This is a genomic window from Janthinobacterium agaricidamnosum, assembly GCF_003667705.1.
Taxonomy (GTDB): Bacteria; Pseudomonadota; Gammaproteobacteria; order Burkholderiales; family Burkholderiaceae_D; genus Janthinobacterium.
In genome coordinates, this window is sequence record NZ_CP033019.1 from 2,115,919 (window position 1) to 2,131,352 (window position 15,434).

At 63.1% G+C, this 15,434-nt stretch carries 15 protein-coding genes; 8 read left to right on the top strand and 7 right to left on the bottom strand.

The window, feature by feature from the left end:
* Nucleotides 1-7: 7 nt before the first annotated feature.
* The 3 genes from D9M09_RS09750 to D9M09_RS09760 form a co-directional block, all read right to left on the bottom strand.
* On the bottom strand, nucleotides 8-847 hold the full coding sequence (locus tag D9M09_RS09750; protein WP_070218105.1) for a carbohydrate ABC transporter permease: 840 nt from the start codon (nucleotides 845-847) through the stop codon (nucleotides 8-10).
* Between the two features lie 8 nt (nucleotides 848-855).
* Entirely contained in the window at nucleotides 856-1,770 is a 915-nt protein-coding gene (locus D9M09_RS09755; RefSeq protein WP_121671031.1) for a carbohydrate ABC transporter permease, read from the bottom strand.
* A gap of 111 nt (nucleotides 1,771-1,881) precedes the next feature.
* On the bottom strand, nucleotides 1,882-3,144 hold the full coding sequence (locus tag D9M09_RS09760) for an ABC transporter substrate-binding protein (RefSeq protein ID WP_121669166.1): 1,263 nt from the start codon (nucleotides 3,142-3,144) through the stop codon (nucleotides 1,882-1,884).
* 355 nt (nucleotides 3,145-3,499) lie between these two features.
* Here D9M09_RS09760 and D9M09_RS09765 point away from each other — a divergent pair, with 355 nt between their 5' ends.
* The 3 genes from D9M09_RS09765 to D9M09_RS09775 are packed head-to-tail and all read left to right on the top strand — an operon-like array spanning nucleotide 3,500 to nucleotide 6,972.
* Nucleotides 3,500-4,828: an ABC transporter substrate-binding protein gene (locus tag D9M09_RS09765; protein ID WP_240453600.1), complete on the top strand. Its 1,329-nt coding sequence runs from the start codon at nucleotides 3,500-3,502 to the stop codon at nucleotides 4,826-4,828.
* Nucleotides 4,803-5,516, top strand: coding sequence for a response regulator (locus D9M09_RS09770; RefSeq protein WP_070290746.1), 714 nt, complete (start codon nucleotides 4,803-4,805; stop codon nucleotides 5,514-5,516). The genes D9M09_RS09765 and D9M09_RS09770 overlap by 26 nt, the downstream gene beginning before the upstream one ends.
* Nucleotides 5,509-6,972, top strand: coding sequence for an ATP-binding protein (locus D9M09_RS09775; protein ID WP_240453601.1), 1,464 nt, complete (start codon nucleotides 5,509-5,511; stop codon nucleotides 6,970-6,972). Before D9M09_RS09770 ends, D9M09_RS09775 begins: the two co-directional genes overlap by 8 nt.
* Before the next feature lie 16 nt (nucleotides 6,973-6,988).
* On the opposite strand, the gene D9M09_RS09780 is transcribed toward D9M09_RS09775, so the two are convergent.
* Complete coding sequence (locus D9M09_RS09780; RefSeq protein ID WP_205602347.1) at nucleotides 6,989-8,206, bottom strand: hypothetical protein; 1,218 nt, start codon at nucleotides 8,204-8,206, stop codon at nucleotides 6,989-6,991.
* Nucleotides 8,207-8,447: 241 nt separating this feature from the next.
* Here D9M09_RS09780 and D9M09_RS09785 point away from each other — a divergent pair, with 241 nt between their 5' ends.
* Together D9M09_RS09785 and D9M09_RS09790 are read left to right on the top strand one after the other, a co-directional pair.
* A complete protein-coding gene (locus tag D9M09_RS09785) occupies nucleotides 8,448-8,813 on the top strand; it encodes a type II toxin-antitoxin system RelE/ParE family toxin (RefSeq protein WP_070218118.1) in 366 nt (121 codons plus the stop codon).
* Nucleotides 8,770-9,117 (top strand): DNA-binding protein, encoded by a 348-nt coding sequence (locus D9M09_RS09790; RefSeq protein WP_070218097.1) that lies wholly within the window; start codon nucleotides 8,770-8,772, stop codon nucleotides 9,115-9,117. The genes D9M09_RS09785 and D9M09_RS09790 overlap by 44 nt, the downstream gene beginning before the upstream one ends.
* Nucleotides 9,118-9,130: 13 nt before the next feature.
* Here the strand turns inward: D9M09_RS09790 and D9M09_RS09795 are convergent, their stop codons facing one another.
* The 3 genes from D9M09_RS09795 to D9M09_RS09805 are packed head-to-tail and all read right to left on the bottom strand — an operon-like array spanning nucleotide 9,131 to nucleotide 12,027.
* Nucleotides 9,131-10,153: a Gfo/Idh/MocA family oxidoreductase gene (locus tag D9M09_RS09795; RefSeq protein ID WP_121669168.1), complete on the bottom strand. Its 1,023-nt coding sequence runs from the start codon at nucleotides 10,151-10,153 to the stop codon at nucleotides 9,131-9,133.
* A gap of 28 nt (nucleotides 10,154-10,181) precedes the next feature.
* Nucleotides 10,182-11,168 carry an inositol 2-dehydrogenase gene (gene iolG, locus D9M09_RS09800; protein ID WP_121669169.1) on the bottom strand — a complete coding sequence of 329 codons (987 nt, stop codon included), beginning with the start codon at nucleotides 11,166-11,168 and terminating at the stop codon, nucleotides 10,182-10,184.
* The gene (locus tag D9M09_RS09805; RefSeq protein ID WP_034757651.1) at nucleotides 11,161-12,027 is read right to left on the bottom strand and encodes a MurR/RpiR family transcriptional regulator; all 867 of its coding nucleotides are present in this window, start codon (nucleotides 12,025-12,027) and stop codon (nucleotides 11,161-11,163) included. The genes iolG and D9M09_RS09805 overlap by 8 nt, the downstream gene beginning before the upstream one ends.
* A 259-nt stretch (nucleotides 12,028-12,286) precedes the next feature.
* Between D9M09_RS09805 and D9M09_RS09810 the strand changes: the two genes are divergently transcribed.
* The 3 genes from D9M09_RS09810 (at nucleotide 12,287) to D9M09_RS09820 (ending at nucleotide 15,434) form a co-directional block, all read left to right on the top strand.
* Nucleotides 12,287-13,336, top strand: coding sequence for a sugar ABC transporter substrate-binding protein (locus D9M09_RS09810; RefSeq protein ID WP_070290740.1), 1,050 nt, complete (start codon nucleotides 12,287-12,289; stop codon nucleotides 13,334-13,336).
* A 175-nt stretch (nucleotides 13,337-13,511) separates the two neighbouring features.
* Nucleotides 13,512-14,645 carry an ABC transporter permease gene (locus D9M09_RS09815; protein ID WP_070218115.1) on the top strand — a complete coding sequence of 378 codons (1,134 nt, stop codon included), beginning with the start codon at nucleotides 13,512-13,514 and terminating at the stop codon, nucleotides 14,643-14,645.
* 3 nt (nucleotides 14,646-14,648) lie between these two features.
* Nucleotides 14,649-15,434 (top strand): ATP-binding cassette domain-containing protein, encoded by a 786-nt coding sequence (locus tag D9M09_RS09820; protein ID WP_121669170.1) that lies wholly within the window; start codon nucleotides 14,649-14,651, stop codon nucleotides 15,432-15,434.

The following is a 15,434-nucleotide window of genomic DNA, read 5'->3' on the forward strand; positions in this document are numbered from 1 at the left end:
GCACCTATTATTTGACCGCGCCGGATGTCAGGCCGCGGATCAGTTGACGAGAGAAAATGACGTACATGACGAGCACGGGAATGACGGCCAGCGACAGCGCCGCCAGCACGGAGTTCCAGTCCGTCACGTATTGCCCGATGAATTGCTGTACGCCCAGGGTGACGGTCTTGGTGCGGTCCGACGGCGCCAGGATCAGCGGGAACCACAGGTCGTTCCAGGCGGGAATCATGGTGAATACGGCCACCGTGGCGATGGCGGGGCGGATCAGGGGCAGGATTACCTGGAAGAAGATGGCGAATTCGCCCACGCCGTCGCAGCGCGCCGCATCCTTCAGTTCGCGCGGCACCTGGCGCACGAATTCGGACAGGATCATCACGGCCAGCGGCAAGCCCTGCGCCGTGTACACGAGCACCAGCGCCGTCAGGGTATTGATCAGGTCGAGCCGCACCACCAGTTCCAGGATGGACACCGTGCCCAGGCGGATGGGGATCATGATGCCCAGCGCCAGGTACAGGGTCAGCAGGCGGTTGCCCGTGAACGTGTATTCGGACAGTGCCCAGGCCGCCATGGCGCCGAACAGGACGATCAGCAGCAGCGACAGCAGGGTGACGAACAGGCTGTTGCCGAAATACAGCAGGAAGTCCGAATTGGCCAGCACCTTGTGAAAGCCCACGAGGGAAAAGGTGGCGGGCGTGGGCAGGGCCAGCGGATTGTCGAAGATGGCGGCCCGCGTCTTGACCGAGTTGATCAGGATCAAGACGATGGGGAACAGCGCGATCAGGGTGTAGCCGGCCAGGATCACGTGCACGGCGGCGCGGCCCAGGGGGCGAGTGGAAACGTTGCGCATGGCGGCCCTTACAGTTCGTAGCGTGTCAGCTTGCGCTGCACGAAAAAGAAATACACGCCCACGCCCGCGAGGATGACGACGAACATCATGGTGGCCACGGCCGCGCCCATGGTGGGGCTGCCCAGCTGGGCCTGGTAACCGAAGAAGGTGCGGTAGAAGAAGGTGCCGAGGATGTCGGTGGCGTAGTTCGGCCCCGCCAGCGCGCCTTTCACGGAGTACACGAGGTCGAAGGCATTGAAGTTGGCGACAAACGTCAGGATGGTCACCAGTCCCAGGGTGGGCCAGATCAGCGGCAGCTTGATTTGCCAGAAGATGCGCATGGCGCTGGCGCCTTCCGCGTGGGCCGCCTCGATGATTTCCTCGGGCACGGCCAGCAGGGCCGCATAGATCAGCATCATGGGAATGCCGATGTATTGCCAAACAGAAATGAGCGCGATGGTCAGCAGGGCCGTCGATTCCTGGCCCAGCCATGGCGCGAAATAGCTGCCGATGCCCACGCCGTCCATCAGCGACTGGCCCACGCCCCACAGCGGCGACAGGATCAGCTGCCAGATGAAGCCGATGATCACCACGGACAATAAGGTGGGCAGGAAGATCAGGGTGCGGTAGCTGCGCTCGCCCTTCAGCCCCTTGAGGCTGAAGAGGGTGGCCAGCAGCAGGCCGATGGGATTTTGCAGCAGCATGTGGATGAGAAAAAACTTGCAGTTGTTCCACATCGCATTCCAGAAACTTTGCGACCATTGCGGGTCGAACAGGATGGTGGCGTAATTGGCCAGACCGGCAAAATGATGGCGGCCGCCCTCATCGGTCGTGTACAGGCCCAGGCGCAGGGTATCGGCCAGGGGCAGGGCGCTGAACAGCGAGTAGATGAGCAGCGCCGGCGCCAGGAACACGGCCACGTGCCACGGGAAAGCTTTCTTCACGGCGAAACTCCAGACGAATAAAAGCACCGGCGGCGGGGCCGCCGGCAAAACCGCGCCACCGGGCCGCTGCATCGCATTGCTCAGGCCGGTTGCGGGGGGAGGATGGGGGGATTACTGCTGCGGCTTGTACCACTTGGCAAAGCCGGCCTGGATCTGACGCGCCGCGTCTTTCGGCGCCAGCTTGCCGTTCAGGACCTGGGCGTTGACATTCCACAGCTCGTTTTCCATGCTCGGTTCGCCCCGGTTGAGGATTTGCGCGTTCAGGCGGATGGTCGAGGCGCAACTGGCGCGCCAGCCGTTCATCTGCTTGGCCACCGGATCCTTGATGGAAATCAAATGGTTCGACAGCGAGAAGAAGCCCGTCACCTTGTTGGTGTAGATGTCGGCGAATTCCTGCGAACCGAGCCAGGCGAGGAATTTGTAGGCGTCTTCCTTGTTCTTCGACTTCTTGTTGACGCTCATGCCGATGTCCGTGTGGTCGGAGATATAGCACTTGTCGCCGGCCTTGCGCACGGGCGGGTTGAAGGCGCCCAGTTCCAGCTCCGGGTCCTGCTTGAAGTAGGCGATGTCCCAGGAGCCGGAAGGGTAGATGGCGGCCTTGCCCAGCGCGAACTGGTTCTGGCTGTCGCCATAGGTTTGCGCGCTGGCACCCTTGGACAGATAGCTGCCCAGCCGGGCTTCATACTCCCAGGCGGCGACGAATTGCGGATCGGTAAACCTGGCCTTGCCCGCGATCAGCGCCTTGCGGCCATCCTCGCCCTTCCAGTAATTGGCGCCGATGCTGGTAAACACCACCTGGTTCGCTTCCCACTGGTCGGCCGTGCCCAGCGCCAGCGGCGCATACTTGCCGCTCTTCTTGACCGTTTCGAGCACCTTGAAGAATTCCTCTTCCGTGGCGGGCGGCTGCAGTTTCAGTTCGCGGAAGATTTTCTTGTTGTACAGGAAACCATGCATGACGGAGGCGATCGGCATGCAGAAGGTGTCCTTGCCATCGTCCGTCTGCCACGCCACCTTGGCCGAGGCGGGAAAATTCTCCATGCCGGCCTTGCCGTCGAGCTTTTCCAGCTGGCCCCGCTTGTACAGGGCCAGCGAGACGTCGAACGGGCGGCAAGCGAGCAAGTCGCCGGCCGTGCCGCCGCTCAGGCGCGCGTTCAGCGTGGAATCGTATTCGGTGGGGGCGGTGGGCGAAAACTTGATCTCGATGCCCGGATGCTTTTTCTGGAAGGCGGGGATGAGCACCGTTTCCCACAGGGTCTTGTCGTCCACGCGCCAGCTTTCGATGGTGAGCGTGCCCGCTTGCGCCGTGCCGCTGGCCAGCAGCAGGGCCAGCAATGTGTTGCGCGCGGCCACGCCGCCTTGTGCATGCAATCGCATGATGTCTCCTTGTTGGTGTTGGTCTTGTTTGGCTGCCTGATACGCTGCAGTTGGCGGACAGTAGCATCGGGGGAAATGTGACGCCAGCTCCCGGCTTTGCGCTGACGATCATTTCTTATCTTGTTGATTTCAAAGGATAATATTGAAATGTGCAGGGGCGCTTGCTTACCTTTCCTTACCGTTGGCCGCTGCCGTGGCGCGCCGCGCGGGGCGTCGGGCGGGCGGGGCCGCCTGGACGCCGTGCAAGATGGCGCAACAAAAGCTCACGTTTCTTTACAAATCAGGTGACTAAATTACCAACCTGCTGTTTTGTAGTTGGGCTATAGTTTGTCGCGACAAGAACAAGGGGACAGCATTGAAGACGCCACCGCGCAGCACCGCCGACCGCCATGCCGGGGCCGCCCGCCGTCGCGGCGTGGCGGCACTGGCACTGCTCTCACTGATGTGGACCGGCGTGCCCGTGCGGGCCGAGCCGCTGCAAGTGCTGCACTGGTGGACCTCGACCGGCGAGCGCCGCGCGGCCGACGTGCTGGTGGCGCGCCTGGCGCAGGAAGGCGTCGAGTGGCGCGACGCGGGTATCGCGGGCGGCGCCGGCGTCGGCGCGGGCAAGGTGCTGAAGAGCCGCGTGCTGGCCGGCAATTCGCCGGAAGTCATGCAGCTGATCGGCTACACGCTGGGCGAGTGGAGCGACCTGGGCCTGCTGCTGCAGCTCGACAGCGTCGCCGCCAGCAACAACTGGCGCGCAACCATGTATCCGACCGTGTGGGGCCTGCTGCAGAACCGCGGCCATACGATGGGCGTGCCGGCCGGCATCCACCGCATCAATACGCTGTTTTACAACCGCAAGATTTTCCAGCGCCTGGGCCTGGCCGTGCCGCGCAGCTGGAGCGACTTCGAGCGCGTGGCCGCCACGCTGCGTCAGGCCGGCATCACGCCGCTGGCGCAAAGCAGCGAGGCGTGGCAAGTGGCCACCCTGTTCGAGACGCTGGTGCTGGCCGAATCGGGGCCTGCCTACTACCGCGCCCTGTTTGTCGACAAGAAAGCCGAGGCGTATGCGGACCCCCGCCTGCGGCACGCCTTGCAGCGCTTGAGGTCGCTCAAGCAATGGATGGCGGCGCCGCTGCGCGAACAGAGCTGGCCCGAGATGGCGCGCCAGGTCGGTGATGGCGAGGCGGCCATGTACATCATGGGCGACTGGGCGAAGGGCGAGCTGAACGCCTGGGGCCGCGCCACGGACGAGGTCTTCGGCTGCGCCGCCGCGCCCGACACGGGCGAATATCACCTGTACAGCATCGATACGCTGGCCATGTTCGCTTCCGACTACACGCACCAGGGCGCGCAGGAAAAGCTGGCGCAGGTGGTCGCTTCGCCGTCCGTGCAGCTCGAGTACAGCCAGGTAAAGGGTTCGATTCCCGCCTTGCGCCAGACCGACCTGTCGCGCCTGGACAGCTGTGGGCGCGCTTCGGCGCAGGCGTTCGCGCGCGGCGCCGCCTTCCAGGCGCCCAGCCTCGTGCACCGCATGGCCACCGATGAAACCAGCAAGGACGCCATCATCGCCGAGGTGCACCGCTATTTCCTGGACGAGACGATCAGCACGGCCGACGCCCAGCGCCGCATCGGCAGCATGTTGCAGGTGCTGAATAAAAAAGGACGAGACCATGTCACGCAAAATCCTGGTCGTTGACGACGATCAAAAGACCCGCATGCTGTTGAAGGCATATTTAGAAAAGAATCAATATGAGGTCAGCCTGGCGCACGATGGCGCCACCTTCCTGGCCGAATTCCACCGCCATGTCGACAGCCTGTCGCTGGTGATCCTCGACGTGATGCTGCCTGACACGGACGGCTTTGCCCTGTGCAAGGTGGTGCGCGCCCGCTCGAACGTGCCCATCATCATGCTGACGGCCAGCTCCGACGAGACGGACCGGGTGGTGGGCCTGGAGCTGGGCGCCGACGACTACATCGCCAAGCCCTACAGTCCGCGTGAATTGCTGGCGCGCATCAAGGCCATCCACCGCCGCACGGGCATCGACGCGGCGGCGCCGCCCCGCTACTACCGTTTCGTGGGCTTTACGCTCGACACGCTGGAACGCACGGTCACGGACGCGGACGGCGAGGCGCTGCAACTGACGGGCCTCGATTTCCAGCTGCTGCGCTATTTTGTCGAGCATCCGGGCGATATCCTCGACCGCAGCGTGCTGTGCGAACAGACGCGGGGGCGCGATGCGGGGCCGCTCGACCGCTCGCTCGACGTGCAGGTGAGCCGGCTGCGGCTGCGCCTGAAGGATGATGGCAAGCAACCCGTGCTGATCAAGACGGTGCGCGGCGCCGGCTATGTGTTCTCGGCCGACGTCAGCAGTGCGCATGCCTGAGCGGGGCGCGCGCCGCCTGCTCGAGCGCCTGCTGCCGCCATCGCTGCTGGGCCGCCTGTCCGTCGTGATGGTGGCGGGCGTGCTGGCCACGCAACTGGTGGGTAACCTGATCTGGGCCGCGCAGCTGCGCCGCGACTCGGCCGTGGAAGCGCGCATGGCTTCGCAGCACCTGGCCCGCAGCGCTAGCAGCACCATCCGCTTCTTTCTCAGCCTGCCCGCCAATTACCGGCCCATCCTGATCCAGCAATTCCGCGAGATGGGCGGCACGCGCTTCTTTGTCAACGTCAACCAGGGCCCGCTGGCCATCCGCGAAATCGCGCCGCACGCGCTGGCCGACACGGTGGTGGCGACCGTGGGCACGGCGCTGAAGAGCGACTTGCCGCAGCTGGCCGGCTACCGCGTGGGCTTCGCCTGGCCGGCTGACCTGGTGGTGGCCGACAGCGGCGCGCGCATCGGCGACTTGCCGGAAAACTGGGTCCAGCATATCTTGCTGCTGAAACCGAATCCGGCCCCCGTGCTGGTGATCCAGGCCGAACTGGAACCGGGTAACTGGCTGTACCTGGCGGCGCTGATGCCGAATCCATATTTCTTGCAAAGCAGCAACCCTTGGACCCTGGACCGGGTACTGCTGCAGGCGCTGTCGCTGGCGGCCGTGCTGCTGCTGTCCATCCTCGTCGTGCGCTGGACCACGCGGCCGCTGGCGGCCCTGTCGGATGCGGCCGAAGCGTTTGGCCGCGGCGAGACGCCGCCGCCCCTGCCGCAGACGGGCAGCCGCGAGTTCGTGCAGACGGCGCGCGCCTTTGGCGCCATGCGCGAGCGCATCCAGCGTTATCTGGAAGACCGCGAACGCCTGTTCGTGTCGATTTCGCACGACCTGCGCACGCCCATTACGCGTTTGAAACTGCGCACGGAACTGCTCGACGACGATGTGCAGCGCAATGAATTCCACGACGACCTCGACGAGCTGGACATGATGGTCAAGGGGGCGCTGCAATGCGTGAAGGATAGCGACATCCATGAAAACGCCACCGAGGTGCGGCTCGACGCCTTGCTGCAGCGCATGGTGCGCGGCGCCCAACTGGCCGGCCACGAAGTGCATTACGTGGAGACGGGCCTGAGCGTGACGGCCAAGCCCCTGGCGCTCAAGCGCGCCATCGGCAACTTGCTCGACAATGCCTTGTTTTACGGCAAGACGGCGCACCTGTCCGCGCGCCGCGAAGGCGAGCACATCGTCATCCGCATCCGCGACGACGGCCCCGGCGTGGCCGAAGAGGCGTTCGCCAGCCTGTTCCAGCCCTATGTGCGCCTGGAACATGGCCGCGAGCAGAATGCGCACGGCATGGGGCTGGGGCTCGGTATTGCGCGCAGCATCGTGCAGGCCCACGGCGGCGAGCTGAGCCTGGCCAACCACCGCGAGGGCGGCCTGGAAGCGACCATCCGCCTGCCGGCGCAGTAAGGCGCCGGCGGCAGCGTCAGGCCAGCAGCGCGCTGGGCACGCGCGGCGAGGACATCAGGTCGCGGAAGGCGCCCCAATGCGCGGCACGCGTCGCGCCCTGGCGCTCGACATAGGCTTTCGCCATGTCCTGCCCCAGGTTGTAATTGATGACGTACGCGCCCATGGCATCGTAGAACTGCAGGCGCTGCGCGGATTTCTCGGCTGGATACAGGCGCACGTTGACCAGCCATTCCAGCGCTTCTTCGCGCGTGATGCTGCCTTCGAGGTACTGGCGCGCGATGTCGTTGTCGGCGTAGCTCAGTTTGACCAGCAAGGCATTGAGTTGCGCATAGCGGGGCGCCAGCGCCGGGTCCAGGCCGGCCAGCGGGTACAGCACCTGCTGTTCGAAGTCCAGCCTTTCCGCATCCGTAAAACTCAGTTCGATGCCGTAATTGGCCGTACCTTCGGCGATCAATGATTGCGGCGAATACAGCGGATAGATGCAGTATTCCATCCAGCCCTTGCCGCGCACCAGGTCGCGTTCCAGCAGCACGTTGTAGACGTGGTGGCCCGGATACGCTTCGTGGCAACCGAGGTCGACGGCGCGATCGATGTACACGGGCAAGTCCGTATTGATCTGGATCACGCTCTGGTAGTTGCCCTTGTACCAGTTGTAGCCGCTCCAGGGCTTGTCGGTGACAAATTCCAATACAAAATCTTCGCCGTCGGGCAGGGCGATGTAGCGCAGGGTGCGCTCGCGGCCCATGCGGATGGCCGCGTCCATGACGGCACGCAGCTTGTCGGCGGGAATGACGAGTTGCGCGCGCAAGGCGTTGACACGCGCGCTGACCGTGCCGGGACCGGGCAGCAGGGCGTCGATCTGCGCCACCAGGTCTTCGTAGTACGCACGGCTGTGATGGGGCGAGACGGCGTCGTACAGGCGCGCGCTTTCCGTATCGAAATCGAGGCGTGCGCCTTGCAGCATGTCCGCGCGCGCCAGCACGGCGTGCAACTGCTTGCGCAGGTTAAGGGCGCGCAGGCAAGGTTCGTCGGCCAGCAGGGCCAGCGCCTTGTCAGTCGCGGCTTTGATGTCGCTCAAACTCAATTGCTGTTCTACCGCTTCCTGTTGCCATGCGGGCGGGCCGTAATAGGCGTCCACGTACGACGCATCGTGCTGGCCCATGGCCAGGACCAGCTTGACGTAGCGTTCGGCCACGTCGGCAAGGGGAGGGGAGTTGTTATCGTTATTCGTCATGGCGGCAGGGTTTTTCGCGGTTGGGCAGCGCCGCTTATTGTATAGCGCAATCGGATGCGCGTGAGGCGTGTACGCGCCACATCATTTCTCTACAGTAACTGCGGAAGCGCATCTTGATATACATCAGTGATCCCGGCATTCGGCACCTGCGTCATGCGGTTTCGCCGCAAGATGGCGTGGTCTTCTTTTTTATGCAACCACGTGGATTTTCTCCTTGATCTTTCTTCGTTTATGGACGAACATGCTGTACGAGATCCGGCACTATCTGACGTCATCGGGCAGGGATTTATATACGGAATGGCTGAAACGCCAGCGCGATACTACGGCCAGGGTGGCCATAGCCCGGCGCGTGCTGCGTATGATTCCCGGCAATTTTGGCGACCACAAGTTCTGCCACGATGGTGTGTGGGAATTGCGCATCGACGTGGGGGCCGGTTACCGCGTGTATTACGCCATCGCCGGCGAACAGATCATTTTATTGCTGTGCGGCGGCGACAAGCGCACGCAGCCGAAAGATATCGAGTACGCCTGTGCCTGCTGGCACGACTGGAAGGAGAGAGGACATGAAAGAGGAACCAAGCAAACCACCGAGAGACCGCTCGCATGACGAAGCGATGGCCGAGCTGTACCGCGACGACCCCGCTCTCGCCCTTGAACTGATCAACAATATCCTCGTCGATGGCGACCATGGCGAACTGCTGGCCGTGCTGCGCCAGCTGACGCGCGCCTTTGGCGGCGTGCCCGCCGTGGCGCAGGCGGCCAAGCTCAATCCTACCCAGCTGTACCGTACTTTGTCGCCCGAGGGCAATCCATCGCTGAGCACCTTGACCGCCATCCTCGATGCCATGGGCTTGCGGCTGGCCGTGGAGCCCAGGCAGCCCGAACGTCCATTTCCCGCGCCGGCCGCCTGAGTCCACGGGGCGCTTAGAACTCCACGGGCCGCGCTTCGCGCATCGCTTGCGTCATGGCCAGGCCGATGCGCGTCGCTTCCGTCGCGTCGTGCAAGGTCAATGACAAGGTGCGCCGGCCCAGCGCCGCATCCGTGAACTCCTGCGCTTCGATCAAAAAGGCGTCGGCGAAGCGGGCATAGAAGTCCGGCGTGCATTCGTTGCGCACGCCGTGCGTATCGGAAATTTCCACCCTGTTCAGGCGCGGATTGCTGCCCACGGCCAGGCGGCCGCCCGTGCCGAACACTTCCGTCAGGGTTTCATGGCCGTGCGCCATGGTGCGCGAAGCCATGAAGCTGGCCATGCTGCCGTCGCTAAACTCGACCGTCGCCAGGCCGTTGTCGACGTCGCCGAACGTCTGCAAGCCCGTGTGGATGGCGTTGGTGCCGCTCGCATACACGCGTTTGGGCACGGGATTGCCCAGCAGCCAGCGCGCCAGGTCGATATCGTGCACGCTGCAATCGAGGAAGATGCCGCCGCTGGTGGGGGCGAAGCGCATGAAGGCGCCGCTGGGGTCGTTCTGGTCGCAGGTTTGCGAACGCACGAGATACGGCTTGCCGATGAGTCCTAGTGCGATCTTTTGCTGCGCGTCATGATAGCTGGCGTCGAAACGCCGCACGAAGCCGATCATGATGGTCAGTTGCGGGTGGCGCGCCGCCTCCGCTTCCACCTTCAGGCAGTCGGCCAGGTCCAGCGATAGCGGTTTTTCGCAAAACACGTGCTTGCCGGCGCGCAAGGCGGCGATGATCTGGTCCGCATGCAGCGAGGTGGGCGTGACGAGGAAGACGGCGTCCAGGCCGGGATGGGCCAGCAGCGCATCGTAGTCGGCATAGCCGGTGGTGATGCCGAGCTGGCTGGCGGCCCAGTCCAGTTCAGCCGGCACGGGGCTGCAGGCGGCCACGACTTCGGCGTTGGGCACGCGCTGCGCCAGGTTGATGGCGTGGCGCTGGCCCAGCCTTCCCAGGCCGACGATGCCGACTTTTAATGTTGGGGATGACATGTGGTCTCCAGATAGCTTTATTATTTGTTTATACAGTGACGACGCGCTGTTCGCGCCACGACAGCGTTGCCGCCTCGGCCAGTTCCAGTGCCTTCAAGCCATCGTGGACGGTGGTGCGCAGCGGCGTGCCGTGGGTGAGGGCGTCAAAGAAGTGCGCCATTTCCTGCGCGTAAGCCACGCGGTAGCGTTCCAGGAAGAAATCTTCCGGCTTGTCCACGCTGACGTTCACCGAGCCATAGGCCGTCACTTCCGTCGGCTTGTGGTTGCCCGCCTGCAGCATGCCGGCGCTGCCCAGCACTTCGAAGCGCTGGTCGTAGCCGTAGGCGGCGCGGCGCGAGGCATTGATCTGGCACAAGCGGCCCTTGGCCGTGCGGATGGTGACGACGGCCGTATCGAGGTCGCCCGCCTCGCCGATGGCAGGATCGACGAGGCAGCTGCCCGTGGCGTGCACGCTGACGGCTTCATCGTCGAGTATCCAGCGGAAGATGTCGAAATCGTGGATCAGCATATCCTTGAAGATGCCGCCCGACACCTTGATGTAGCTCACGGGCGGCGGACCGGGATCGCGGCTGGTGACGACCAGCAATTCCGGCGTGCCGATTTCTCCCGCTTCAATCCGTGTCTTGACGGCATGGAAGGTGGGGTCGTACCGGCGCTGGAAGCCCAGCATGCACAGCACCTTGGCTTCCTTGACGGCAGCGGCGCAGGCGCGTGCCCGGTCGATGGTCAGATCGACGGGCTTTTCGCAAAAGATGGCCTTGCCGGCAGCGGCCGAGCGCAGGATCAGGTCCGCGTGCGTGTCCGTGCTCGAGGCGATGACGACGGCCTTGATGGCCGGGTCGGCCAATGCCGCCTCGACAGTCGCGCTGCTGCCGCCATGCAGGCCGGCCAGCGCGGCCGCCGCTTCCTGGTTGACGTCGACCACGTACTTGAACTGTACGCCGGGCTGGGCAGCCAGGTTGGCCGCGTGGATTTTGCCGATGCGTCCGGCGCCGAACAACGCTACTTCAATCATCATGTTCTCCTGGGGTGTGGATTTCTTCGATGTCGAGCTCTAATTTGTAGGCCAGCGCGATGAACAGCGCCTGGCACAGGCAGATGGTGCTGGTCAGCGAGCGGAAGGCGAAGGCGCTGCCCTCGGTGACGGTCAACAACGCGTCGGCGGCCCGCGCGAGCGGCGCCAGTTTGCTGTCGGTAATCACGAGAACCTTGGCGCCCTTGTCCTGCGCCGCCTTGATGCACTGCTGGGTTTCCTTGCCGTAAGGCGAGAAACTGATGGCGATCGCCACATCGCGTTCGCGCACGCTGCGCATCTGTTCGCGGTGCATGCCGCCCAGTCCGCTAATCAGGTGCACGCGCTTGTCCGTGTGTTCCAGCGCGTAGGCGATGTAGGAGGCGATCGGGAAGGACCGGCGCACGCCGATCACATAGATGTTTTCCGCCTTGAGCAGCAGGTTGACGGCCGCTTCCAGTTGCGCGTCGTCGAGTCCGGCTGCCAGGTCGTCGAGGCCGGCGCGGCTGGCGCCGACGAACTCGCGCGTCAAGTCGCCCGCGCTGAGGGCGGCGTCGCGCGTGGAAATGAGCTTGCGGATGCGCTGCTGGTAGTCGGGCGTGGCGCCGGCCTGGTCCGTATAAGCCTGGCGGAACACATCTTGCATTTCGGAAAAGCCCGTGTAGCCGAAGCGCTGCGCGAAACGCACGATGGCCGACGGCTGCACATCGCAGGCGGCAGCGATGTCGCTGATGCGCTCGAGCATCAGGCTGGCCCGGTGCTTTTCAATGTATTGCGCGATGACTTTCAACTGGCGCGACAGGTTGTCGTACTCGGCGGCAATGTGCTGCATCAGCTGTTCGATGGGGGCGGTGGCTGCCATGATTTTTTTCCTCGGTGTGCTTGCTGGGCCGCGATGACGTATCAATTCCGTTCGGCTGGTTCTGGCGAGAATTATAGGAGGGAATCTTAAAAATAGAAACGAATTTCTATTTAAATTTATTTTGAAAATTTTATTGCATTTGTCTTTTTTGTGGCCTAAGCTGTGCGCAGTGCATCGGTTCGCGTGCCGCAAGGCCAGGCCGGTGACACCCTTCATAAAAGCTCGCAACTATAAAAATTAATCCGTCTAGGAGACATTCATGCATAGCAATAAAAGCAAGGGTTTGATGAAGTGCCTGGCCATCGCCAGCCTGGGCCTGAGCCTGGGTTTGAGCACGGGCGCCAGCCATGCTGCCGGCGAGAAATTCGTCATGGTCAGCCATGCGCCGGACTCCGATTCCTGGTGGAATACCATCAAGAACGCCATCAAGCAAGCCGGTGAAGATTTCAACGTGTCCGTCGACTACCGCAATCCGCCGAATGGCGACCTGGCCGACATGGCGCGCCTGATCGAGCAGTCGGCCGCGCGCAACTATGATGGCTTGATCGCCGACATCGCCGACTTCAGCGTGCTGCAAAAACCGCTGGGCACGGTCGTGGCGAAGAAAATCATGCTCGTGACCATCAATTCAGGCACCCTGGCGCAAAGCGAACAGTTGAAAGCCATCATGCACGTGGGCCAGCCCGAGTATGACGCGGGCCTGGGCGCCGGCAAGCGCGCCAAGGAAGCGGGCATCAAATCGTTCGTGTGCGTGAATCACTATGCGATGAATGCGTCGTCGTTCGAACGCTGCCGCGGTTTTGCCGATGCGCTCGGCGTCGATTTCAAATCGTCCACGCTCGACACCAATGGCGTCGACCCAGGCGTGATCGAAAGCAAGGTCAGCGCCTATCTGCGCAGCAATCCGAAGACCCAGGCCGTGCTGGCGCTGGGACCGGATTCGGCGCCGGCCGCCATGCGCGCCGTCGAAAAGCTGGGTCTGAAAGGCAAGATGTACTTCGCCAGCTTCGATTTGTCGGAAGAAATCGCCAAGGGCATCAAGGATGGCAGCATCCAGTTCGCCATCGACCAGCAGCCCTACCTGCAAGGCTACATTCCCGTTGCCGTGATGGCCATCATGAAACAGCAAAAAATCACTGACCTGGCCAAGGTCAAGGAAATCCTGATCGCCAATCCGAAATACCAGGCGCGCCTGGCCGAATACGGCCTGACGCCCATCTACGGCCCGCGCCACATCAGCTCCGGCCCCGGTTTCGTGACCAAGGAAAACATCGCCAAGGTCGAAAAATACGCCGGTCAATACCGCTAATCCACACAGTCGCCACCAGGAGTTGCCCAGCGCCGCACCGCCTCCCGCGGGCGGCGCATGGGAGGAACACGCCTGGCGCCAGCGATGCTGGCAGGAAAGTAATCGGAATTGGTAACAAGTATCACTGAAAGGAATTCGTATGACTGCGCTCAAATCCAGCCTGGCTAGCCCCGGCATGAATCCTCCTCCGCCTCCCGGCGCCTCCAGCAAGCCAGTTGCCGCCGCCGACGAGCGCGTGGGCACGACCAGCTGGGTCAAACGGTTTTTCGGCCGCCCCGAGTTCGCCTCGATTTCCGGCGCGGTGCTCGTGTTTGCCTTCTTCGTCATCACGGCCGGCGATTCCGGCATGTTCAACCTCGATGGCGTCGTCAACTGGATGCAAGTGGCGTCCTACCTGGGCATCATCGCCATCGGCGCCTGCCTGTTGATGATCGCCGGTGAATTCGACCTGTCGATCGGCTCCATGATCGGCTTTGCCGGCATGATGATCGCCATCCCGACGATTTATTTCCACTGGCCATTGTGGGCCGCGATCCTGTTCGCCTTCGCCGGTTCCATGGCGCTGGGCTGGCTCAACGGCTATATCGTCATCAAGACGCGCTTGCCATCGTTCATCGTGACCCTGGCATTCCTGTTCATCCTGCGCGGCCTGACCCTGGCCCTGTCGATCATGTTCGCCAACCGCACCATCGTCAGCGGCGTGGGCGACCTGGCGGCGCAAGACTGGCTGGCCAGCCTGCTGTTCCACGGCAACGTCGCCACCGGCCTGTTCCAGTGGATGGGCGCGCATGGCTGGATCGCCGTGCTCGACGACGGCTCGCCGCTGGTGAAAGGCGTGCCGAAAGTCATCGCCTGGTGGCTGGTGCTGGCCGCCGGCGCCGCATTCGTCTTGTCGCGTACCCGTTTCGGCAACTGGATGTTTGCCGTGGGCGGCGACGCCAATGCAGCCAAGAATGTGGGCGTGCCGGTGCGCAAGGTCAAGATTTCCCTGTTCGTCTTCACGGCCTTCTGCGCCTGCCTGTTTGCCACCTTGCAAGTCTGCGACGTGGGTTCGGCCGCCGCCGACCGCGGCATGCAAAAGGAATTCGAAGCCATCATCGCGGCCGTCATCGGCGGCGCCTTGCTGACGGGCGGCTACGGTTCCGTCGTCGGCGCCTGCTTCGGCGCGCTGATCTTCGGCGTAGTGCAGATCGGCATCACTTATACCAACATCAATTCGGACTGGTTCCGCGTATTCCTCGGCGTGATGCTGCTGATCGCGGTGCTGTTCAATAACTTTGTACGCTCACGCGTCACGGAAGCGAGATAAATCATGAGCGAATATATTCTTGCCCTGGAAAATGTCAGCAAGCGCTTCGGCTCCGTGCTGGCCTTGCAAAACATCACCATGCGGTTGCGCGAGGGGGAGGTTCATTGTTTGCTGGGCGACAACGGCGCCGGCAAGTCCACCCTGATCAAGACCCTGGCCGGCGTGCACAAGCCCACCGATGGCCAATACCTGGTCGATGGCAAGCCCGTCGTCTTCAATTCGCCCAGCGAAGCGCTGGACATGGGCGTGGCCACCGTCTACCAGGATCTGGCGCTGGTGCCGCTGTTGTCCGTGGCGCGCAATTTCTTCATGGGCCGCGAGCCGATGAAAAAGCTGCTGGGCCTGGTGCCCGTGATGGATATCGACTATGCGGCCGAGACGGCGCGCGACAAGCTGGCCGAGATGGGCATCATGGTGCGCGACCCGCACCAGGCCATCGGCACCATGTCGGGCGGCGAAAAGCAGTGCCTGGCCATCGCCCGCGCCATCCACTTCGGCGCCCGCGTGCTGATCCTCGATGAACCGACGGCCGCCCTGGGCGTGAAACAATCGTTCAATGTGCTGAAACTGATTTACAAGGCGCGCGAGCGCGGCATTTCCGTGATCTTTATTACGCATAATGTGCACCATGCGTATCCGGTCGGCGACTCGTTCACGTTGTTGAACCGGGGCAAGTCGCTGGGCACCTTTACCAAGGATACGGTAAGCAAGGATGCCTTGCTGGACATGATGGCGGGCGGTGCGGAAATGCAAACGCTGATGAGTGAACTCGACGGTGTCACGATTTAA

What these genes read in the sequence shown, in the direction of transcription:
- D9M09_RS09750 (WP_070218105.1), bottom strand. Translation starts at nt 847, where the DNA reads ATGCGCAACGTTTCCACTCGCCCCCTGGGCCGCGCCGCCGTGCACGTG.
- D9M09_RS09760 (WP_121669166.1), bottom strand. Translation starts at nt 3,144, where the DNA reads ATGCGATTGCATGCACAAGGCGGCGTGGCCGCGCGCAACACATTGCTG.
- D9M09_RS09770 (WP_070290746.1), top strand. Translation starts at nt 4,803, where the DNA reads ATGTCACGCAAAATCCTGGTCGTTGACGACGATCAAAAGACCCGCATG.
- D9M09_RS09775 (WP_240453601.1), top strand. Translation starts at nt 5,509, where the DNA reads ATGCCTGAGCGGGGCGCGCGCCGCCTGCTCGAGCGCCTGCTGCCGCCA.
- D9M09_RS09780 (WP_205602347.1), bottom strand. Translation starts at nt 8,206, where the DNA reads ATGACGAATAACGATAACAACTCCCCTCCCCTTGCCGACGTGGCCGAA.
- D9M09_RS09785 (WP_070218118.1), top strand. Translation starts at nt 8,448, where the DNA reads ATGCTGTACGAGATCCGGCACTATCTGACGTCATCGGGCAGGGATTTA.
- D9M09_RS09790 (WP_070218097.1), top strand. Translation starts at nt 8,770, where the DNA reads ATGAAAGAGGAACCAAGCAAACCACCGAGAGACCGCTCGCATGACGAA.
- D9M09_RS09795 (WP_121669168.1), bottom strand. Translation starts at nt 10,153, where the DNA reads ATGTCATCCCCAACATTAAAAGTCGGCATCGTCGGCCTGGGAAGGCTG.
- iolG (WP_121669169.1), bottom strand. Translation starts at nt 11,168, where the DNA reads ATGATTGAAGTAGCGTTGTTCGGCGCCGGACGCATCGGCAAAATCCAC.
- D9M09_RS09805 (WP_034757651.1), bottom strand. Translation starts at nt 12,027, where the DNA reads ATGGCAGCCACCGCCCCCATCGAACAGCTGATGCAGCACATTGCCGCC.
- D9M09_RS09810 (WP_070290740.1), top strand. Translation starts at nt 12,287, where the DNA reads ATGCATAGCAATAAAAGCAAGGGTTTGATGAAGTGCCTGGCCATCGCC.
- D9M09_RS09815 (WP_070218115.1), top strand. Translation starts at nt 13,512, where the DNA reads ATGAATCCTCCTCCGCCTCCCGGCGCCTCCAGCAAGCCAGTTGCCGCC.
- D9M09_RS09820 (WP_121669170.1), top strand. Translation starts at nt 14,649, where the DNA reads ATGAGCGAATATATTCTTGCCCTGGAAAATGTCAGCAAGCGCTTCGGC.